Source organism: Streptomyces piniterrae (assembly GCF_005048155.1).
GTDB classification, from domain to species: Bacteria; Actinomycetota; Actinomycetes; order Streptomycetales; family Streptomycetaceae; genus Streptomyces; species Streptomyces piniterrae.
Genome location: NZ_SUMB01000013.1, coordinates 215,807 through 237,207, shown reverse-complemented (window position 1 = coordinate 237,207; position 21,401 = coordinate 215,807). Strand labels below are relative to the sequence as shown.

Genomic DNA, 21,401 nt, shown 5'->3' with positions numbered 1-21,401 from the left:
CCATTTGGGGACCGCGGCGAGCAATTGAAACAGTAGGCCCGGTCAATCTCAGGGCACTACTTTCTCGATCTCAACGATCCGCGGGCGACAGCGGCGAGGAACGTCCGACAGCCGGCGATGACACGGAGAGAGCCCGCAGCGAAGAACGCCGAGTAGCGTGATCGGACGCGCACCTCACACCTCCAGCAAAGGAATGGACATTCTCATGCCGTCACTTTCCCCGGAGTACCGGACCCGGCCGGACGACGCCGGTCACATCGAGGTGGTGGGAGCCAGAACCCATAATCTGCGGAACGTGTCGGCCCGAATTCCGCGGGGCCGGGTCATCGCCTTCACGGGTGTCAGCGGAAGCGGTAAGACGTCCCTGGCCATCGACACCATTCACAGCGAGGCCCAACTGCGCTATCTGGAGGGGCTGTCGCCGTTCGTACGGCAGTACATCACGCAGCGCAACCGGCCGAAGGTCGACCGCATCCTGGGCCTGGGCGCCACCCTCGCGGTCGACCAGCGGCGTCTCAACTACAACCCCCGCTCCACCGTCGCCACCATCACCGGCATCGACGGCCATCTCGGGCTGCTCTACTCGCGGTTGCCCACACTGGTCTCCGGGGCCGGCGGCGCGTCGGCGGGGACGCTGTCCACCGCGCACTTCGACCAGTACAGCCCGGAGGGCAGCTGTCCGGAGTGCCACGGGGTCGGCGGGGCCTGGCGGGCGGCCGAGGACCTCATCATCACGCACCCCGCATTACCGCTGTTCGACGGCGCCTCCCCCTGGTTCGCCAAGTGGCGCTCCGGTGAGCACCGCTTCGTCCCCGCACTCGCGGAGAAGCGCGGCATCGACCTCTCGCGCCCCTGGAACGAGCTGCCCCAGCACTTCCGTCACGCCGTTCTGCACGGCACCGGCGACGAAGTCATCGAAGCCAGCTTCGAGATGCAGAACAAGAACAAGACCGGCAAGTGGACCTACAGCGACAGCGGGCCCATGCGCGGTGCGCTCGCCGAGGTCGAGCGGGTGGCCGGCGCCGCCGGCCAGAGCGCCAAACAGCGCTACTTCGCCTATATGCGCAAGTCGCCCTGCGCGACGTGCGGCGGCACCGGATACGGGGAGGCGGCACGCAGCGTCCTGCTCGCCGGCGTCAGCTACCAGCAGCTGGCCGACTTCGACGTGCACGGTGTGCGGCACTGGACCGGCGAGGTCGCCGCGGAACTCACGGCCATGCAGAAGGAAGTGGGCGCCCCCCTGCTGCAGGCGCTCGAAGCACGGCTGAAGCTGCTCGAACGCCTCGGGGTGGCGCATGTGCAACTGCACCGCAGCGCGTCCTCCCTGTCCGGCGGAGAGCTCCAGCGGACCCGGCTCGCCGCCCAGCTCAGCACCGACCTCACCGGTATCACCTTCGTACTCGACGAGCCCGGGACCGGACTGCACCCCGCCGACAAGGCACATCTGCTGGACATCGCCCAGGAGCTGCGCGACGCGGGCAACACCGTGCTCGTGGTCGAGCACGACCCCGAGCTGATCGCCCGTGCCGACTGGGTCGTGGACATGGGGCCGGGCGCAGGGCGCCTCGGCGGTCGGCTGCTCGCCTCCGGCCCGCCGGCCGAGGTGGCCCGCTGCCCCGAGTCGGCGACCGGCCGCTACCTCGCCCAACAGGGCCCGCGGGTACGGCGGGAGAACCGCCCGATGACCGGGGAGACGCGGTGGCTGACCCTGCGCGACGTCACGGCGCACAATGTCTCCGCCACGGAGATCCGCCTCCCCCTCGGCCGTCTGACCTGCCTGACCGGGGTGAGCGGCAGCGGCAAGAGCAGCCTGCTGCGGGACATTCTCGGCGCGGGCGTGGAAGCCGCACTCGACGGCGGCGTCGTCGACGGGGTGGGCGGCGTGTCCGGCGTCGATCAGGTGCAGTGGCTGGCCGTGGTCGACCAGAACCCGATCGGGCGGACGCCCCGCTCCAACCCCGCCACCTACACCAAGGCGTTCGACATCATCCGCAAGCTCTTCGCCGGGACCGAACGGGCCCGCGAACTGGGCCTCGGCGCCTCCGCGTTCTCCTTCAACGCCGCCGGCGGACGCTGCGAGGACTGCGCCGGATACGGGCGCCGCCTGGTGAACATGCACTTCCTGCCCGATGTGTGGGTGGTCTGCGAGACCTGCGAGGGCCGCCGGTTCACCCCCGAGATCCTCTCCGTCACCTACCAGGGCATGACGATCGACGACATCCTCGGGCTGACCGTGGCCGAGGCGGTGCAGCGCCTCACCGAGCCCGCGCAACTCGCCGCGATCCTCACCGCGCTGGACCAGGTCGGACTCGGCTACCTCCAGCTGGGCCAGAGCGCCACCGACCTGTCGGGCGGCGAGGCGCAGCGCCTGAAACTGGCCAACGCGATCCAGCGCGGCACCCACGGCCGCAGCCGCGGACTCGTCCTGCTCGACGAACCGGTCTCCGGGCTGCACCCGGCGGACATCCAGCGCATGGTGGACGCCTTCGAGCTGCTGCTGCACGCCGGCAACACCGTGGCGATCGCCGAGCACGACCTGCATGTGGCGGCCTGTTCGGACTGGCTGATCGACCTCGGCCCCGGCGCGGGGGCGGCCGGCGGACGGGTGGTCGCCGAAGGCGTCCCCGCCGACGTCGCCCGCGGCGACGGCGTCACAGCGGGCTATCTGCGGCGTATCGAGCACGGCGAGCCGCTGCTCGGGACGGCGGCAGGGGCGCTTCGAGAGCGGGCTGATAACGCCGCTTGTTAGCGTCGGCACGATCACGGACCAGCGCGCGAAACGCCCGGCGGAGCGGCGCCCCTGCCGCCCCGCCGGGTGCGAGCAAGGAGGTGCAGTGACTGTCGACCACCAGTGGCCCGTCGCGGACCGGATGCGCGGGCCGGATCCGTACCCCCCGGAGCCGTCCGACGACGACCTCGAACTCCTCCTGCTGATACGGCACTTCGAGCGGGCCCTGCTCGACCTCTTCGCCGCCGGGAAACTCAACGGAACCACCCACACCTGCCTGGGCCAGGAGTACGTGCCCGTCGCGCTGGCCCCACTGATCGCCGAGGACTTCGTCTTCAGCAACCACCGGGGCCACGGCCACTACCTCGCGCGCTTCCGCGACCCGGCGGGACTCCTCGCCGAGATCATGGGCCGCGAGGGGGCCGTGTGCCAGGGAGTGGGCGGCAGCCAGCACCTCTATCGCGACGGTTTTCTCTCCACCGGCGTCCAGGGACAGAGCCTGCCCGTGGCCGTGGGCGTCGCGCTGCACTTCAAACGCACCGGACAGCGCCGGGTCGCGGTGGCCTACATCGGCGACGGCACCTGGGGCGAGGGGGCGGTCTACGAGGCCCTGAACATGGCCCAGTTGTGGCAGGTCCCGCTGCTGGTCGTCGTCGAGAACAACGGCATCGCCCAGTCGACCCCCACCCACGCCCAGATGGCCGGCACCATCGCGGACCGGGCCCGGGCCTTCGGGATCGCCCACCACGCCGTCGGAACCCACGACATCGACACCATCCGCGCCGAGCTGGCGCCGCGCGTCCACGACGTACGGGAGCACCGCACCCCGCTGGTGGTCGAGTTCGACACCGTCCGGCTCGGACCGCACAGCAAGGGCGACGACACCCGGACGGAGCGGGAACTGGACCGGGCCCGCGCCCGGGACTGGTACGACACCTACGCCGCCCGGCTCGGCCCGCGCTTCACCGCCGCCGACACCGGCCAGCGGGCCCGGGTCGCCGCGCTCGTGGCGGACGTCGAGGCCCGGCCGCCCTCGGTGTGGCAGCGGCCGGCCGCCGACGGCGGCGGGCATCCGACGACGGCACCGGCGGAGGGAGCCGCGACTCCATGACCACTCTCGAAGCCCTCGTCGGCGGCATCCTGGAAGTGGGCGCGGAACACATCACCGACGACACCGGCCCCGCCACCACCGGCGACTGGACCAGCCTGCGCCATGTGCGGATCGTCGCCGCCGTCGAGGACGCCTACGGCGTACGTCTCACACCGCGCGAAGCGCGCACGGTCCGCTCGGTCCGCGCGCTCCGCTCAGTGCTCAAGGCCAAAGGACTGGACGTATGAACCAGCGGTCCACCCTCACCCGCCCCGGCGGCGCGCCCCGTGTCTCCGGCGAGCTGAACCGGGCCCTGCACTCCCTGTTCAGCCGCAGCGAGCGGCTCTACTTCCTGGGCGAGGACATCAGCGACCCCTACGGCGGCGCGTTCAAGGTCTCGAAGGGGCTCTCCACCGCCTATCCCGACCGGGTCATCGCCACCCCGCTGAGCGAGGGCGGCATCACCGGGGTGGCCAACGGCCTCGCCCTGTGCGGCAACCAGGTCATCGTCGAGATCATGTTCGGCGACTTCCTGGCCCTCGCCTTCGACCAGCTGCTGAACTTCACCGCCAAGTCGGTGTCCATGTACGGGCAGCGGGTGCCCATGCACCTGCTGGTGCGCTGCCCGGTCGGCGGGAACCGCGGCTATGGGCCGACGCACAGCCAGAGCCCGCAGAAGCACTTCATCGGCATACCGAACCTCGCGCTCTACGAGCTGTCGCCCTTCCACGCCGTCGAACCGCTGCTCACCTCGGCGCTGGGCAGCGGCACCCCCGGAATCCTCTTCGAGGACAAGGTCCTCTACACCCGGCGGATGTACCGCGACGGCCGTGTCGACGAGGTGCTGCGCTACGAGATGACCGGTGGCACGCCGGGCTGGGCCCATGTCTTCCCCGACGGGCGGCGACCGGATCCGGACGTGGTGATCCTGGCGCCCGGAGGAGCCGCCCAGCGGGCCGTGGAAGCCGCCAGGTCCCTGTACGACGACCGGCGGACGGCCGTCCATGTGCTCGTCCCCGGCCGGCTCCACCCGCTCGACCTGGACCCGGTGCTGCCGACGCTGCGCGCCGCCGGGCGGGTCGCGGTGGTGGAGGAGGGCACCGCCGACGGCACCTGGGGGTCGCACGTCGCCACGTTGCTGTACGAGCGGCTGTGGCCGGACCTGCGGCACCCGGTGCTCCAGCTCAGCTCCGCCGACTCGGTCATCCCCACGGCGCCCCACCTGGAGCGCGAGGTCCTGCTCGGCCCCCGGACCATCGCGGAGCGGGTCGCCGCCGACGGCCTGGCACCCGCACATCCGGCGTCGGGACCAGAGGGAACCGAGCCCCTGGGCACCAGCGACGGCGAGACCGTCACCGCGCCCAAACTGAACAACAACGACACCGAATACCGCGTGGTGGAGTGGCTGGTGGCCGATGGGGCCTGGGTCGAACCGGACACCGAGATCGTCGCCCTGGAGACCTCCAAGGCGGTGGAGGACATCGTCGCCACCTCGGCCGGCCATCTGCACCATGTCGCCTCCGTGGGCAGCGACGTCGGCGTCGGCGCGGTGCTCGGCCGGCTGCTGCCGGCACCGCGGGAGACCGCGCCCGCGCCCGCTCCCGACCCGATGCCGGAGACCGGACCCGTACCGGCGGCAGCGGCCGTGGCGAGCCGGCACCCGCTCAGCCGCGCCCAGCTCGGTACGGCAGCGGTCGTCACCCGCAGCCACCGGGAGGTGCCGGCGGCGTTCACCGTGATGCGCGTCGACATGGAGCGTGCCCTCGACCGCCTGGCGGACCTCGGCGAACGCACCGGCGCCGCGGTCGGCCCCGCGGACGCGCTGGTGAAGGCCGTGGCCATGGCGCACACCGACTTCCCGCTGCTCTACGGCACCCTCGCCGACGCCAGGACCGTCGCCCTGGCCGACGCGCCGCGGGTGGGCGTCACCATCGACGCGGGACCGGCGCTGTACGTCCCCGTCGTACGCGATGCCGAGAAGCTGCCGGTCGCCGATGTCGCCGACCACCTGATGGACCTGCGGATGAAGGCGTTCCGGCAGAGCTTCACCGCGGCGGAGCTGGACGGCGCGAACATCACCGTCTCCCTGAACCAGGACCCCGGGGTCGTCCTCGTCCAGCCCATCGTCCAGTGGCCCCAGCTGTGCATGGTCTCCCTCGGCGCGGTCCAGCGCGAACTGGTCCTCGAGGACTCGGGGGCGGCGCGCGAACGCCGCTGGGTCAACCTCGGCCTGGCCTACGACCACCGGGTCGTCAACGGCAGCGACGCGGTGCGGTTCCTCACCCGGCTCAGGACCTCGCTGGAGGACGAGGACGCCCTCGCCTCGCTGACCGCCGAGTGACCGTCCCCGCCCCCTCACTCACCGCTGCACCCTGGAGGTGCCACACTGTGAACTTCGGGCTGATGTCCTTCGGAACCGCACTGGGCGAACGCGCGCCGGTGGCGGAGATCGCGTCCTCGTACACCCGGGACGTCGAGCGCGTCCTGGAGTACGGGTACCGCAACATCCACCGGTGCCCCCCGGACACCGGGATCAGCGATCTGGCCCATGAGGCCGCGCTGCGCGCGCTCGCCGAGGCGGGCGTCGAGGCGGACGAACTCGATCTCGTCGTCCTCGCGATCACCGACCTTCCCGAATACCTCTACTGGGACCCGAGCGCCCACCTCCAGCACCGGCTCGGCGCCCGGCGGGCGGAGACGGTCCTGATCACCCAGGGCTGCGTCGGGGGCATCACCTGCCTCGACGAGATCGCCGGCCGGTTCGCCACCCACCCGGACTACCGGCGGGCCCTGGTCGTGGGAGCCAACCGCACCATCGAGGCGTACTGGAACCGCATGGAGACCCACTCCCTGCTGTTCTCCGACGGTGCCACCGCGGCTGTCGTCGGGCGGGACCACGAGCGGCGGCGCTGGCGGGCGAGCGAGGCGGTGACCGATGGGCGCTACGCCGGCTTCTTCCTCCTGGAGAAGGGCGGCTCGGCCGCGCCGTTCGGGGCCGGCGGCACCGCCTCCGACGAGGAGCCGGTGGCGGTCCGGGACGGCTGGGACATCATGGAGTACTTCGACTACGACACCGACGCCTTCTCGGCGTTCGTCGAGATGATGAACCAGCGGGTCGCCGATGTCGTGGCCGAGGCGTGCCGGCGGGTGGGCGTCGAGACGACGGACCTGGCCCGCGTCGTGCTGCTCAACGACAACGCCCGCACCATGAACGAGGTCGCGAAGAAACTCGGCGTCCCCGCGGAGCGGACCAATCTGCAGGTGTCCATGGAGTACGGCCACTTCGGGGCGGCCGACCACCTTTTCAACCTGGACCGGCTGCACCGCAGCGGCGGGATCCGCCCCGGGGAACTGGTCGCGTTGGCGGGCATGGGGCGTGGCATGCACTGGGCGTGCAGCATCATCGAGTGGTAGCGGCGCCATGGCCTCGTGAGCCCGGCCCGGCGCCCATGCGCCGGGCCGGGCTCACGCACGGCCTACCCGGCCCGCTTGGCGAAAACGCTGATGAACCGCGTCTGCGCCGGGAAGGTGGGATTCCGCTCCCAGTCCGCCCAGCGGTCCTGGAGCACCAGCCCGGCCTGTGCGGCCATCGCGTCGAGCTCCGACGCCGAGTAGTGGCGGTACCGCAGCGGGAACATCTGCACGCCTTCGGACGTCAGCAGCACGCTCTGCACGTTCACGATCTGACGTTCCGGCTCGTGCACCGCCGCGGAGAGCGCCACATACCCCACGTCCATCATGGTGACCTCGACGTACTGGTTCCGCACGAAGCGGCTCTGGTCGAGCGTCAGGCTCTCGACGACGAGCCGCCCGCCGTCCGCGAGCTGCGCGGACAGGTTCTTCAGGCACTGCACCTGCTGAGCGGCGGTCAGCAGACTGTGCAGCCCGCCCTGGGCGATGTAGACCAGGCTGAACGGAGTCCCGAACCGGTGCTCGGTCATGTCGCCGACCACCAGCCGCACCCGCTCGCCGCCCGGCTTCTCCCGCAGCCGTTCCGCCATCTTCTCGCTGATCTCGATGCCGTGGACGGTCAGTCCTTTCCCGGCCAGGGGGATGCCGATGCGCCCCGTTCCGATCCCCGCTTCGAGTACCGGGCCCTCGCCCGCGTAGTCCACCAGCAGGGCGACCGCGTTCTTGATCTCCTGTTCGTCACCGTTGACGGCGTCGAACAGATGGGCAAAGGCGTTCCCGTAACTGTCCATGGCGTAGTTGTCCATGAATCCCTTTCTCGGGCCTGCGGCGCCGCTCAGTGCTCTGCGGGCGTGCCGCTGCGCAGCCTGCGGTTCAGGCGCGGGATGGATGCCGGTGCCTCGCCGGTGGCGGCGGGCAGATGCTCGGCGAGCCCGGCGACGGTGGGGTACTGGAAGACGAGATGGAGCGGAACCTGGGCGCCGATCTTCTGAGTGAGCCGGGTGGTGAGCCGGGTGGCGAGCAGCGAGTGCCCGCCGTGGACGAAGAAGTCGTCGTCGATGCCGGGTCGGGGCGTGTCGAGCACCTCGCTCCAGACGGCGGCGACGAGTTGCTGGGCGGCGGTGACGGGCGGGCGGTAGGGGAGGGGCTCCGGGGCGCCGGCCCCGGTGGAGTCGTCGGCTGCGGCCGCGAGTTGTGCGGCGCGCCGCGCTTCTTCGTCGCTCAGCACCAGCAGTTCGCCGAGCGGCCGGTCCGGGTGGGCGACGGCGGTGGTCAGCAGGGTCAGGAAGTGGTCGGCGATCCGGGCCGCGGTGGCCTCGTCGAAGAGGTCGGTGTTGTAGATCAGATCGCCGGTCAGACCCTCGTCGGTACGGTCCAGGCTGAGGGTGAGGTCGAACTGGCTGGTGCGCCGTGGCGGCCGCAGCGGGGCGACGTCCAGGCCCGGCAGTGCGTAGGCGGCCGGCTCCGCGTTGAGGATCAGCATCGTCTGGAACAGCGGGCTGCGGCTGAGGTCGCGCTGGGGCTGGAGTTCCGAAACGAGCCTTTCGAACGGCACGTCCTGGTGGGCGTAGGCGTCCAGGCAGGTGCGCCAGACCCGTTCCAGCGCCGCACGGAACGTCGGCTCACCGCTCAGGTCCGTGCGCAGCACCAGCGTGTTGACGAAGAAGCCGATGAGGTTCTCCAGCTCCGGGTGCTGCCGCCCTGCGACCGGTGAACCGATGGCGATGTCGGTCCGGCCCGACAGCCGCAGAAGAAGCGCCTCGAAGGCGGTGAGCAGGGCCATGAAGGGGGTGGCGCCGTGCGCGGCGGCGAGTTGTTCGAGCGCGGCGGTGAGGTTGCGGTCGAGGTGGACGGGGTGGGTGGCGCCGTGGAAGGTCTGGCGCGGTGGGTGCGGCCGGTCGGTGGGGAGGGGCAGCGGCCGGAGGCCGGCGAGGTGGGTGCGCCAGTAGGCGAGGTCGTCGTCGAGGTCGCCGGTGGTGAGGCGGTGCTGCTGCCAGGCGGCGTGGTCGGCGTATTGGACGGACAGGGGCGGGAGGGCGGCATCCGCCCGGTCGCGGTGCGCGGTGTAGTGGGTGGTGAGTTCGTCGAGGAGGAGGGTGAGGGACCAGCCGTCGGAGACGGTGTGGTGCATGGCGAGGAGCAGGGCGTGGTCGTCGGTGCCGAGGGTGGCGAGGGTGGCCCGGAACAGCGGCCCCTCGGCCAGGTCGAAGGGCAACTCGGCCTGATGGGCGAGGAGTTGACGCAGTGCGGCGTCCGGGTCCGGCGCCCCGCTCAGATCGGTTCGCGTCAGGGACATGGGCTCCGGCGGGCCGATGAGCTGGTCGATGCCCGCACCGTTGTGGCGCAGCGCGGTGCGCAGCGTCTCGTGCCGTCGGGTGACGGCGGTGAGCGCGTGCCGCAGCGCGTCGATGTCGAGCGGGCCGCGTATGCGGGCGCCACCGGTCAGGTGGTAGGCGAGATGCGCCCGCGGGTCCAGCTCGGAGAGGAACCACAGGCGTTCCTGGCCGAAGGAGGCCGGCAGCGCGCACCGCCCGTCGGGCCCGGGGACGCGCTCCAGCGGCGGGATGGCGGCCGGTTCCGTGCTTTCGGAGGCACTGAGGTGCTCGGCGAGCGCGGCGATGGTGGGGCGCTCCATGAACAGCCGGAGCGGAATGGCGGTGCCGGTCTTTCCGCGCAGCCGGTTGACGATCCGGCCGGCCAGGATGGAGTGCCCGCCGTGCGCGAAGAAGTCGTCGTCGATGCCCGGGTGGGGGGTGTCGAGCACCTCGCTCCAGACGCCGGCCACGAGCTGCTGGGTGGCGGTGACGGGCGGGCGGTAGGGCAGCGGCTCTCGGGAGGCGGGCTCGGTGGTGCGTGCGGCTTCGGCCGCGAGGTGTGCGGCGCGGCGGGCTTCTTCGTCGCTCAGCACCAGCAGACCGCTGAGCCGTCGGTCCGGATCGGTCACGGCCGCGGTCAGCACATCGAGGAACTGCCGTGTCATCCGGGCCGCGGTGTCCTCGTCGAAGAGGTCGGTGTTGTAGACCAGTTCGCCGGTCAGACCGTCGTCGGTACGGTCGAGGCTGAGGGTCAGGTCGAACTGGCTGGTACGCCGGGGAACGGCCAGCCGGGCGCAGTCCAGGCCGGGGATGCCCAGGTCGGGCGGCGGCGCGTCGTGCAGCGCGAACATCGTCTGGAAGAGCGGGCTACGGCTGGGGTCGCGCCGGGGCTGGAGTTCCGCCACCAGCCTTTCGAACGGCACGTCCTGGTGGGCGTAGGCGTCCAGGCAGCTGCGCCGGACCCGCTCCAGCGCCTCGCGGAACGTCGGATCGCCGCCGAGATCCGTATGCAGGGCGAGGGAGTTGACGAAGAACCCGATCACGTTCTCGGTGTCCGGGTGCCCGCGGCCCGAGGTGGGCGTTCCCACGGTGATACGGCTCTGGCCGGATATCCGTGCCAGCAGCCCCTGGTAGACGGTGAGCAGGGCCATGAAGGGGGTGGCGTCGTGGGCGGCGGCGAGTTGTTCCAGGGCGGTGGTGAGCGTGCGGTCGATGTGCAGGGGGCGGGTGGCGCCGTGGAAGGTCTGCTGGGGCGGCCGGGGGTGGTCGGTGGGGAGGGGGAGGGGCGGGACGCCGGCGAGGTGGGTGCGCCAGTAGGCGAGGTCGCCGGTGGCGAGGCGGTGCTGCTGCCAGGCGGCGTGGTCGGCGTACTGGACGGGCAGCGGGGGGAGTTCGGGCGGGGTGTGGGTGTGCTGGGCGGTGTAGTGGGCGGTGAGTTCGTCGAGGAGGAGGGTGAGGGACCAGCCGTCGGAGACGGTGTGGTGCAGGGTGACGAGCAGGGCGTGGTCGTCGGTGCCGAGGGTGGCGAGGGTGGCCCGGAACAGCGGCCCCTCGGCCAGGTCGAACGGCGTCTCGCTCTCCGCTTCGGTCAGTGCCCGCAGTGCGTCCTCCGGCCGAGTGCTGCCGGTGAGGTCGACGTGTCGTAGCGCGGTCCGCGTCCGCCGGCCGACCACCTGGTGGACGCCCTCGTCGCTGCGGCGCAGTGCGGTCCTGAGGGCCTCGTGCCGCTGGACGACGGCGTCGAGCGCGGCGCCGAGGGCGGTGGCGTCGAGCGGCCCGCGGATCCGGACACCACCCGGCATGTGGTACGCCAGATGCGCCTGTGGGTCCAGTTCGCAGAGGAACAGCAGGCGTTCCTGGCCGAAGGACGCCGGCAGTTCCACGCTGCCGTCCGCCGTCGTACGGCCGGCCCGGTCCAGACGGGGGATCCCGGCCGCCTCCCCTTCCTCCAACGCGTCGATGGCTTCGGCGAGTTCGGCGATCGTCGGGTGCCGGAAGAGGAGGTGGAGGGGTACCGGGGTGCCCGTCTCCCGGGCGAGGCGGGCGATGAGCCGGGTGGCGAGGAGCGAATGCCCGCCGTGGGTGAAGAAGCTGTCGTGGAGGCCCGGGTCCGGGGTGTCGAGTACGTCCTTCCAGTGGGCGGCGATGAGCTTCTGGGTGGGGGTGGTCGGGGGCTGGTGGGAGGCGGTGGGGGCGAGTTCCCGCGGTGGCGGCAGCGCCTTGTAGTCGATCTTGTGGTTCGGGGTGGTGGGGAGCTGGGTGTGGAAGGTGAAGTGATGCGGGGTGAGGTGGTGCGGGAGCTTGGTCTGCAGGTACTTCTTGAGGAGGTGCGGGCTGCCGTCGAGCCCGGGGGCGACCACATGGGCGTGCAGCCGGTTGTCGTGGGTGGTGAGGGCCGCCTGCTGGACCGCGGGGTGGGTCAGCAGAGCGGTTTCTATTTCGGCGGGCTCGATGCGATAGCCGTGGATCTTGATCTGGGTGTCGCTGCGGCCGTGGTACAGCAGATGGCCGTCGGGATGCCGGCTGACCAGGTCCCCGGTGCGGTAGAGGCGGTCGCCGCCGTGGGTGGTGAGGGGGTTCGGCAGATAGCGTTCGGCGGTCTGCCGGGGGTGCCGGTGGTAGCCGCGGGTGGTGCCGTCGCCGGTGAGGTACAGCTCGCCGACGGTGCCGAGGGGAAGGGGCTGGAGCTGGTCGTCGAGGACATGGGCCCGGGTGTTGGGCAGGGGCCGGCCGATGGGGGTCTGCGGGGAGCCCGGGACGGTGTGGTGGTGGGTGGAGTAGGTGGTGTCCTCGGTCGGGCCGTAGAGGTTGTGGACCTCCTCGATATGGGGCTGCCGGTACAGGTCGTCGACCAGCGCGGGCGGCAGGGGCTCGCCCGCGAGGTTGATGGTGGTGGCGGAGGGCGGCAGGGCGTTCTGGAGGAGGAGTTCCTGCGCGATGGAGGGGACCGTGTTGAGGAGCGTGGGCCGGTGCGGGCCGGGCGCGGTGATCAGGTCCAGCGCGGTGCCGTGGGTCAGGGTGAGAGCGGCGCCGAGGGAGAGCGGAGCGAAGATCTCGTAGACCGAGAGGTCGAAGCAGACCGACGTGCTGGCCAGGGTGTTGCGCAGCTGGTCGGGGGTGTAGGCGGTGTGGGCCCAGGCCAGGAGGGCGGCGGTCTGGCGGTGCTCGATGACGACGCCCTTGGGATGGCCGGTGGAGCCCGAGGTGTAGATGGTGTAGGCGGCGTTGAGCGGTGTGGCACGGGCGTCCGGGCGGTGCGCGGGCCGTGCCGCGATCGCTTCCCGCTCCCGGTCGAGGACGGTCAGCGACCACGGGCCGTCGGGCAGGCCCGAGGCGTGGTCCCCGGTGGTGACCAGAAGGGTGGCGCTGGCGTCCCGAAGGATGTGGTGGATGCGGTCGGCGGGGTAGTTGGGGTCCAGCGGCACATAGGCGCCGCCGGCCTTGAGGACGGCCAGCAGGGCGGTGACGAGGTCCCCGGTGCGGTCCAGGCAGACGCCGACGAGCGTCTCGGGCCCGACGCCGTGCGCCCGCAGATGGTGGGCGAGCCGGTTGGCCCGGCGCTCCAGGTCGCGATAGCCGAGGGTGCCGTCGACGGCATGGACGGCGGGGGCGTCCGGGACACGGTCGGCCTGCTCCTCGAAGAGCTCGTGTACGCACCGCTCGGGCACCTCGACGGCCTCGCCGGCGGCCAGCCGGGTCACCAGCCGGTGCTCCTCCTCGCCGAGGACCGGCAGCCGGCCGAGGGGCCGGTCCGGGTCGGCGACGGCGGCGCCCAGCAGCGTCAGAAAACGGTCGACCAGCCGCTCCGCGCTGTCCGCGCGGAACACATCGGTGTCGTAGCCGAGGAATCCGTGGAACTCCTCGCCGCCCGACCAGAGGTACAGCTCCGCCTCGTGCTGCACGGCACTCGGCTCCAACAGCACGGGTGTGACGCGCAGTTCACCCAGCCACAGTTCGGCCGGCTCGTCCTGAAGGACCAGCATGGTCTGGAAGAGCGGCCCGCGGCCCAGGTCACGGTCGGAGCCCAGTTCCTCGACGAGCCGCTCGAACGGCACGTCCTGGTGCGCGAAGGCGTCCAGGCAGGTGCGCCGCACCCGCCGCAGCGCCGCACGGAAGGTCGGCTCGGCACCGAGATCCGTGCGCAGTACCAGCATGTTGACCAGCGGGCCGATCACATCGGGCGCCTGGGCCCGCTGCCGCATGGCCGTCGGCGAGCCTACGGAGATGTCGTACTGGCCCGACATCCGGCTCAGCACCGCCTGAAAGGCCGTCAGCAGAACCATGAACGGCGTCGTCCCGGTTTCCGCCGCCAGCTGCCGCACCGCACTGCCGAGCTCCCGCGGTAGGCGTACCGGCACGGTGGCCGAGCGGAAGCGACGGGCGGCCGGCCGTGGGCCGTCGGCCGGCAGCTGGAGCGCTTCCTGGCCGCGCAGGACCTCCCGCCAGTGCGCGAGGGCCCGGGGATCGGCAGGCTGCCGCCGGCCGGCGACCGAGGCGTACTGCGGGGGGTGGGGCGGCGTGTCCGCGCCGGTGTAGGCGGCGGCCAGTTCGTCGAAGAAGACCCCCAGCGACCAGCCGTCGGCGATCAGATGATGGGCCGTCACCAGCAGCAACGACCGGTTTCCGGACAGCAGGAAGACCGCCACCCTGAGCAGCGGGCCCTCCCGCAGGTCCCATGGGGCGGCGGCCAGCAGACGCGCCTGGCGCAGCGCTTCCGGCTCCCGGTCCGGCCCGGGGAGCCCGGTCAGGTCGACGACCCGCGGCTCGATCGCCGCCTCGGGACGTACGACCTGCCGGGGCGGCGCGCCGTGCGGTGCGCCCGCCGGGTCCCCGACGAAGCCCGTCCGCAGAATGTCGTGACGTTCCATCACCTTCCGCAGGGCCACGGTCAGGGCCGGGATGTCCAGCTCGCCGTCGACGGCCCCGCAGTAGGACAGATGGTTGACCGAGGTGCCGGGGAAGAGCTGCTCGAACAGCCACAGGCCCTCCTGGGCGGAGCTCAGCGGCACCGGCCCGTCGTCGGTCCGCCGACCCGGGGGATGCGCCGCGTGCTCGGTGTGCCGCTCGTGTCGTCGGTGCTCGGCCAGCCGGCGGCCGATTCCCGCGAAGTCGTACGAGGTGCCGCTCACTGCACGCTCCCTGCGTCGTTCGTTCCCGCCGTCACCGCTTCGCCGGCCGGCAGTGCCGTGAGCCGGCTCACCACCTCCGCCGCGCCGACGCCCTGCCCCGCCCAGGTGTCCAGCAGATGGGCGGCGAGCTGTCCGGGGGACTCCCGGTCTAGTACCTCGGCCACACCGACCGGCAGCCCGAGGGCGCCCTCGGTGATCGCGGCGATCTCGGCCGCGCGGATCGAATCCCCGCCGATCTCCGCGAGCCGCTGGTCCGCCCGGCACTCGGGCACGGCGCAGACCCCGGCGAAGACCCCCGCCAGGAAGGCGCCCAACGGCTCCTGGGCCAGGGACCGCGCGGCGCCGTCCGCCTCGGCGTCGCCCGCGGTCACGGGACCGCCCACGATCACCGCACCGTTCAGCTCACCCGCCAGGAAGCGGTCCCTGGTCAGCCGGCGCTGCACCTTGCCGCTGGTGGTCTTGGGGATCGCGCGGGGCGGGCAGAGCACGACCGTGTCGAGCCGGACACCGGTCCGCTCCAGCACCCTGGTGCGCAGCCCCTGCGCGGTCTGTTCGTCGTCGCCGGCCCTGGCCGGGGACCGCTCCACCGCCAGGGCGATGGCCGGATCCGCGTCGCCCACCATGAACGCGGCGGCGGTGGGGCGTACGTCGGGGTTGTCGGTGAGCGCCGCGGCCTCGATGTCATGGGCGTGATGGTTCACGCCGCGGTGCACCAGGACGTCCTTGCTCCGGCCGGTGACGAAGAGCTCGCCGTCGTGGAGACGGCCGAGGTCGCCGGTGCGCAGATACCGCACGCCGGCGAGGTGCCCGAAGAGTTCGTCGTCGCGGTCGGCGGGCCGCCCCCAGTAGCCACTCGTGAGGCCGGGGCCGCGCAGCCAGATCTCGCCCTCGGCCCCTTCGGGCAGCGCGGTGTGCTCAACTCCGCCGTCCTCGCCCTCGCGCTCGCCCACGACGGCGAGTTGGGTGCCGGAGACGACCGGACCACAGCTGACGCGGCCCTCCGCGGCGGTACCGGCCTCCGCCGAACGGGCCGAGGGATCCCAGTGCCGGCCCGACACGATCAGGGTGGCCTCCGCCAGCCCGTAGCAGGGCAGGAACGCCGAAGGGCGGAAGCCGTGCGGGGCGAAGCGGCGCGAGAACGCCTCCAGGGTGCCCTGCCGCACCGGCTCCGCACCGTTGAACGCGACCCGCCAGGAGCTCAGGTCCAGCCCCTCCAGCGCGTCGTTCCCGGCCCGCCGTACGCACAGGTCGTAGGCGAAGTTGGGGCCGCCGGTCGCGGTGACGCCGAGCTCGCTGATCTGGCGCAGCCACACGAGGGGGCTCTTGAGGAAGTCGAGCGGGGACATCAGCCGCATCGGAAAGCCCCGGTACAGAGGGGTGAGGATGCAGCCGATCAGCCCCATGTCGTGGTAGGGCGGCAGCCAGGACACCGAGCGGGTCCCGGTGTCGAGGCCGAAGACGTCCGAGATCGCCCGGACGTTGTGCATCAGGTTGGCGTGCCGCAGCACCACGCCCTTGGGGTCGTTGGTGCTTCCCGAGGTGTACTGGATCAGCGCCGGGCTGTCGGGGGACGGCAGGGCCGGTGTCCGGTGCGGCCCGGCCGTGGCGTCCGAGCCGTCGAGTGCCGGGGACAGCAGGGGCGGTAGCGGCCCGGTGCCCTCGATCCCGGGCAGGATGTCGCGGATCAGCGGATCGACGAGGACGCCGGCCGGCCGGACGTCTCCCAGGATGTGCCGGAAACGGTCGGTGGTGCGGTTGCCGGGCTGGGGGAGGGGCGGATAGGCGGGGACCGCGGGGGCGCCGGCCAGCATGCAGCCCCACAGCGCCGTGACGAAACCGAGTCCGGGCGGGTAGAGCAGCATGACCGGGCCGCTCCGGTCGTCGAGATCCGCCAGCCGTGCGGCCGTGGCCGCGGCACGCTCGTACAACGCGCCGTAGGTGACGGCGTCGAGCGAGCCGTCGCTGTGCAGGAACTCGTACGCGGTGTCCTCGGCCCGGGTCTGCGCCCGGTCGAGAAGGACCCGGACGAGGGACTGCGCCGCCCCCGCGCTTTGGCCCGGGGGCCGTCGGTCCGGTCCTGATTTCGCCAGTGCCACGGTGCCTCCCTTGCCCCCTGATCCGGAACCGGCGGGTAAGTCGCCCACCGGGTTCGGATATTGGCGGCTCGAATCCAGACGGTCTGAGTTCAAAGCTCTCGCATGGACGTATCGTCCGACATTAGAAAGCGGTTCTCTCGACCTGCTCTCAGCTGCTTTCCGCACCTCTCTCAAGGGTGCATCGAGTGATGTTTCCACCTTGACTGGTCATGGCTGCGGCGGGTTAGGGTTCTGGAAGTCGCAAGGCAGTACCCGCAATTGCCGTTCCATTCCGTCGGCGCTTCCGCCGTGCTGGCCGCCGATTTGCTCTCCTGTTTTGACGGCATCGAACCGGGAGGTTTCCGTGGCGATTTCCAGGGTCTCGTCGCGTTGGTTCGCATCGTTCGGTGAGCAGCCGCCGGCGGGTCCGAGCGTGGTGTGTCTGCCCTACGCCGGCGGCAGCGCCTCCGTCTTCAGGCCATGGGCCCGCTACACCGACTCGCTCCACGTCCTGGCCGTCCAACTGCCCGGCCGGGAGCAGCGGATGGCCGAGCCCGCCGCCTCCTCCCTCGACGAACTCCTGGCGGGGCTGCTGCCCCAGCTGCGGCGGCTGGCCGGCGGGGAATACGCGCTCTACGGGCACAGCATGGGGGCGCTGATCGCCTTCGAAGCCGCCCGCCGGGTGCGCGCCCTGGACCTGCCCGCGCCGAGCAGGCTCTACGTCGCCGGCTGCCCGGCGCCGCACATCCCGCAGACGGAGTCGGTCTACGACCTGCCCCGGGATGAATTACTCGCCTGGCTGGCCGACGGAAACGGTCTCGACCCGGCTGCCCTTGAATATCCGGAGCTGATCGACCTCATGCTGCACACCGTTCGCGCCGACCTCGCCGTGGTCGACACTTATCGCTATCGCGCCGGACCGCCCCTCGATATTCCCATCCGAGTCTTCCACGGCGCCGCCGACAAACAACTCCCGACGGCCGACGCATACCGCTGGCAGGAAATGACCACGGGTGAATTCGACGTGCAGATCTTCCACGGCGGCCACTTCTTCGTCCAGGACCACGGACCGGACATCGTCTCGGCCATCGAGCGCGACCTGCTGTGCCGTCAGGAGGCCGAGAACTCATGAGCAGTTCGTCTTACGTCGGTGCCCTCGGCGCCGGCCAGGGCCACGACTTCAGCGGTCACTACGTCTTCCCCGCCGCCTCGGCACAGCAGCGGCTGTGGTTCCTGTGCGAGCTGGAGCCGGCCGGCAACGCCGCCTACAACGTGGTCAGCGCGGTGCGGATGACGGGGGAACTGAACCGGCGGTGGCTGCAGCAGGCGATCGACGCCGTCGTCGAACGTCACGAGAGCCTGCGTACGGGAGTGGCGCTGGTGGACGGCGCACCCCAGCAGGTCGTGCTGCCCACCGCGCTCGTCACCGCACCGCTGATCGACTGCCGCGGCCTCGACGCCACCGCCCGGCAGACCAGGCTCACGGACACCGTGCGCGAGGAGACGGCCCGTCCGTTCCCGCTCCATCAGCCGCCCCTGATGCGCATGGTGCTGCTGCGGACGGCCGACGACGAACACGTCCTGGTCGTCACCGTCCACCACATCGTCTGCGACGGCTGGTCCATGGAGGTCTTCTTCCGTGACCTGGCCGCGGACTACGCCGCCCGCGCGGCCGGCGAGCCGCCCCGCCGGACCCAGCCGCCCATCCAGTACGCGGACTACGTCGCCTGGCAGAACGAGCAGCTGGACGGCGACCGGCTGGCCGAACTGCTGGCGCACTGGCGGGAGAAGCTGGCCGGCGTCCAGCCCCTGGACCTGCCCGCCGACCGGCCGCGACCCGCCGTACGGACCGTACGCGGAGCGCAGCTCACCACGCGGATACCCGCGGACCTGGTGGACCGGCTCGGCACGCTCGGCACAGCGCACGGCGCGACCCTGTTCATGGTGCTGCTCACCGCTTTCAAGGGGCTGCTCGCCGCGTACAGCGGTCAGCGCGACATCGCGGTGGGCACCCCGGTCGCCGGGCGCGGGCACCCCCAGGCCGAGGAGCTCATCGGCTTCTTCGCCAACACCTTGGTGCTGCGCAGCGAACTCGACACGGCCGCCGCCTTCACCGAGGCCCTGGAGACGGTCCGCGCCACCTGCGTGGACGCCTTCTCCCACCAGGACATGCCGTTCGACCGGCTCGTCGAGGAACTGCGCCCGCCCCGCGACCTCAGCCGTACCCCGCTGTTCCAGGTGATGTTCGCGCTGCAGAACACCCCCGGAGTGGCGCTGGAACTCCCGGGTCTGAGCCTCGCCCAGGTCGACACCGAGTCCGCGTCGGCCAAGTTCGACCTCTGGCTGAGCGGAGTGCCGGACAACGGCGAGGTGCGGCTGCGGCTGGAGTACAACCGCGACCTGTTCGACCCGGCGACCGCCGAGCGCCTGCTCGGCCACTACCTCACCCTGCTCGACGGCATCGCCGCGGACCCTCGGCGGGCGTTCGCCCGTCTCCTCGACACCGACGATCCGCGAGAGCGCGCACGGGTACGCGGCTGGGCCCGCGCCGCCGCCCCGACGCCTGCCGCGCCGGATGCCCCTGCCGAAGCCGTCGCCGAGGCCGCCGCACCCTTGGTGACCGAGTCGCTGGCACACCGGCTCGAACGGACACCCCATGAATCTTCCGCCGTCGCGATCAGCGCCCCGGACGGCACACTCACCCATCGCGAGCTGCACCAGCGCGCCGACCTGCTCGCCCACCGCTTACGGGAGGCCGGGGCCGGACCCGGGACCCTCGTGGGAATCCATCTGCCCCCGTCCCGGGAACTCGCGATCGCGGTGCTGGCAGCCCTGAAGACCGGAGCCGCACAGGTGCACCTCGCGCCGGGCGCCGGCCCACGGACCGCGTGGGTGCTGGCCGATGCCGCTCCCGACCTGCTGATCGGTGGCGACGCGGCGGCCGAGTCGCCGGCCGGGTGGACGGGGCCGACGGTGCCGGTGACACCGGGGGACCGGACCGACCGCCGGCGGCGGCCCGCGCGCCCCGCGGCGACCGGCGGCCCGGCGCCCGACGACCCGGCCTGCGTGGTGTACCCGTTCGGCTCCGCGGTCCGCCCGCCGGGCGTCACGGTGTCCCATCGGGTGCTGGCCGACGCAGTCGACGCGCTGGGACGGGCGGCCGGCATCACCGCCGAGGACGCGGTGGCCGTGCTCGGCGACGCGGCCGGTGAACTCACCGCACCGGGACTGCTGCTCCCCCTGGTCCTCGGCGGCCGGGCGGTGATCCTGCCCGCACCGGATGCCGAAGAAGCCGACGGCGGGCCCGATGCGGCGGGACCGTCCGCCGCGGCCGGGCTCGCCGGCTCCGGCGTCACCACCGGCCTGGCCACCCCGGACACCTGGCGGCGACTGCTCGACCAGGACTGGACGCCGCCCACCGGACTGCGCGTCGTGAGCGTGGGCGAGGCACCCACCGGCGGCCTCACCCGGCGGCTGGCGGCGGCCGGTGCGTGGGTGTGCGCCGTCCACAGCCCTGCCGGGGCACCGGTCTCGGGCATCGCGGAAGCCGCCGCCCCGGAAGCCGGAGCGGCAGCCGACCGCGCCCGCCCGTGGCTCGGCCGACCCGGCCCCGGACGCGTCCGGCAGCTGCTGGACGCACAGCTGCTGCCGGTGCCCCTCGGCACGGTCGGCGAACTGTACGTGGGCGGCGGCCTGGCGTACGGATACCGCAACCGTCCGGCGCTGACGGCCGAACGGTTCGTGCCGGACCCCTTCTCGGACGACCCGGGCGCCCGGCTGTACCGCACCGGTGATCTGTGCCGCTACACACCCGACGGCGAGCTGGAGTTCGTCGGCCGGGCCGGCGGCAGCGTCCGGCTGCGGGACCGCTGGGTCGACCCGGCCGAGGCCGAGTCGGTCCTCGCCGACCACCCGCTCATCGACCGGGCCGCCGTGGTCACCAGCGAGTTCGGCGACGACGTACGGCTCGTCGGCTGGCTGGTGCCGGACCGCTCGGGCACCGGCGACGACCGGCCCGCGACCGACGGCGAACTGGTGCGACTGCTGCGCCGGGACATCGCCGCCACCCTCCCCGACGACCTGCTGCCGCAGGTGTTCGGCGTACTCCCGGAGCTCCCGCTGCGGCCCGACGGCCGGGTGGACCGCAGAAAGCTCCAGGCCAAGAAGGCGGAGGCGGTCTTCGGCTCGACCGACGCGACACCGCCGCGCGACAGCACCGAACGCCGTCTGGTGCTGGTCTTCCAGGACATGCTCGGCATCCAGGCACCCGGGGTGCACGCCAACTTCTTCGCCCTGGGAGGCCACTCCCTGCTGGCCGCCAAACTCATCGACCGGGTGCGCAAGGACTTCGGCGTCCTGGTGCCGGTACGGGACTTCTTCAAGCGCCCCACGGCGGCCGGCCTGGCCGACGCGCTGCGGGCGGCGAAGGACGGCCGCCCGCAGCGGCCGGGCCGCGGCACCCGTCCCCAGGCCCCCGACCCCGGGGCGACCCCAACTGCCGCATCCGACAACCCGTCTGACGAGGAGTCGGACAGTCGGTCGGCGCGGCGGTCCGGCACACCCTCGCCGGATGCCCTCGCCGGCATCTCCGACGACGAGGTCACCCGACTGCTCAACCAGCACCTGAAGTAGGGCACATCCGCTCATCCGCAG

At 72.2% G+C, this 21,401-nt stretch carries 10 protein-coding genes; 7 read left to right on the top strand and 3 right to left on the bottom strand.

All coding sequences use genetic code 11. From position 1 onward, the window contains the following. Nucleotides 1-205: 205 nt before the first annotated feature. The 5 genes from FCH28_RS31535 to FCH28_RS31515 all read left to right on the top strand — a co-directional run bounded on the left by FCH28_RS31535 (nt 206) and on the right by FCH28_RS31515 (nt 7,232). A complete protein-coding gene (locus FCH28_RS31535) occupies nt 206-2,749 on the top strand; it encodes an excinuclease ABC subunit UvrA (protein ID WP_136743594.1) in 2,544 nt (847 codons plus the stop codon). An 85-nt stretch (nt 2,750-2,834) separates the two neighbouring features. Beyond that, nucleotides 2,835-3,839 carry a thiamine pyrophosphate-dependent dehydrogenase E1 component subunit alpha gene (locus FCH28_RS31530; RefSeq protein ID WP_246103412.1) on the top strand — a complete coding sequence of 335 codons (1,005 nt, stop codon included), beginning with the start codon at nt 2,835-2,837 and terminating at the stop codon, nt 3,837-3,839. Beyond that, nucleotides 3,836-4,066, top strand: coding sequence for an acyl carrier protein (locus tag FCH28_RS31525; RefSeq protein ID WP_136743593.1), 231 nt, complete (start codon nt 3,836-3,838; stop codon nt 4,064-4,066). Before FCH28_RS31530 ends, FCH28_RS31525 begins: the two co-directional genes overlap by 4 nt. Next, complete coding sequence (locus FCH28_RS31520) at nt 4,063-6,159, top strand: 2-oxo acid dehydrogenase subunit E2 (RefSeq protein ID WP_136743592.1); 2,097 nt, start codon at nt 4,063-4,065, stop codon at nt 6,157-6,159. Before FCH28_RS31525 ends, FCH28_RS31520 begins: the two co-directional genes overlap by 4 nt. Nucleotides 6,160-6,206: 47 nt before the next feature. After that, complete coding sequence (locus FCH28_RS31515) at nt 6,207-7,232, top strand: 3-oxoacyl-ACP synthase III family protein (protein WP_136743591.1); 1,026 nt, start codon at nt 6,207-6,209, stop codon at nt 7,230-7,232. 62 nt (nt 7,233-7,294) lie between these two features. Here FCH28_RS31515 and FCH28_RS31510 read toward each other — a convergent pair whose 3' ends face one another. From FCH28_RS31510 to FCH28_RS31500, 3 genes are read right to left on the bottom strand one after another with little or no spacing between them, the layout of a single operon-like run. Continuing rightward, nucleotides 7,295-8,035 (bottom strand): class I SAM-dependent DNA methyltransferase, encoded by a 741-nt coding sequence (locus FCH28_RS31510; protein WP_136743590.1) that lies wholly within the window; start codon nt 8,033-8,035, stop codon nt 7,295-7,297. A 29-nt stretch (nt 8,036-8,064) separates the two neighbouring features. Further along, on the bottom strand, nt 8,065-14,673 hold the full coding sequence (locus FCH28_RS31505) for a non-ribosomal peptide synthetase (RefSeq protein ID WP_169314303.1): 6,609 nt from the start codon (nt 14,671-14,673) through the stop codon (nt 8,065-8,067). Beyond that, nucleotides 14,670-16,769: an AMP-binding protein gene (locus FCH28_RS31500; protein ID WP_246103411.1), complete on the bottom strand. Its 2,100-nt coding sequence runs from the start codon at nt 16,767-16,769 to the stop codon at nt 14,670-14,672. The genes FCH28_RS31505 and FCH28_RS31500 overlap by 4 nt, the downstream gene beginning before the upstream one ends. A 343-nt stretch (nt 16,770-17,112) precedes the next feature. Here FCH28_RS31500 and FCH28_RS38370 point away from each other — a divergent pair, with 343 nt between their 5' ends. Together FCH28_RS38370 and FCH28_RS31490 are read left to right on the top strand one after the other, a co-directional pair. Continuing rightward, nucleotides 17,113-17,880, top strand: a complete 768-nt coding sequence (locus FCH28_RS38370; RefSeq protein WP_169314302.1) for a thioesterase II family protein — start codon at nt 17,113-17,115, stop codon at nt 17,878-17,880. Next, nucleotides 17,877-21,380: a condensation domain-containing protein gene (locus FCH28_RS31490; RefSeq protein ID WP_136743587.1), complete on the top strand. Its 3,504-nt coding sequence runs from the start codon at nt 17,877-17,879 to the stop codon at nt 21,378-21,380. Before FCH28_RS38370 ends, FCH28_RS31490 begins: the two co-directional genes overlap by 4 nt. Nucleotides 21,381-21,401 lie beyond the last annotated feature (21 nt).

Bases quoted from the DNA above. Each gene is read 5' to 3' on its own strand.
- FCH28_RS31510 (WP_136743590.1), bottom strand. From the start codon at position 8,035: ATGGACAACTACGCCATGGACAGTTACGGGAACGCCTTTGCCCATCTG.
- FCH28_RS31535 (WP_136743594.1), top strand. From the start codon at position 206: ATGCCGTCACTTTCCCCGGAGTACCGGACCCGGCCGGACGACGCCGGT.
- FCH28_RS31525 (WP_136743593.1), top strand. From the start codon at position 3,836: ATGACCACTCTCGAAGCCCTCGTCGGCGGCATCCTGGAAGTGGGCGCG.
- FCH28_RS31520 (WP_136743592.1), top strand. From the start codon at position 4,063: ATGAACCAGCGGTCCACCCTCACCCGCCCCGGCGGCGCGCCCCGTGTC.
- FCH28_RS31490 (WP_136743587.1), top strand. From the start codon at position 17,877: ATGAGCAGTTCGTCTTACGTCGGTGCCCTCGGCGCCGGCCAGGGCCAC.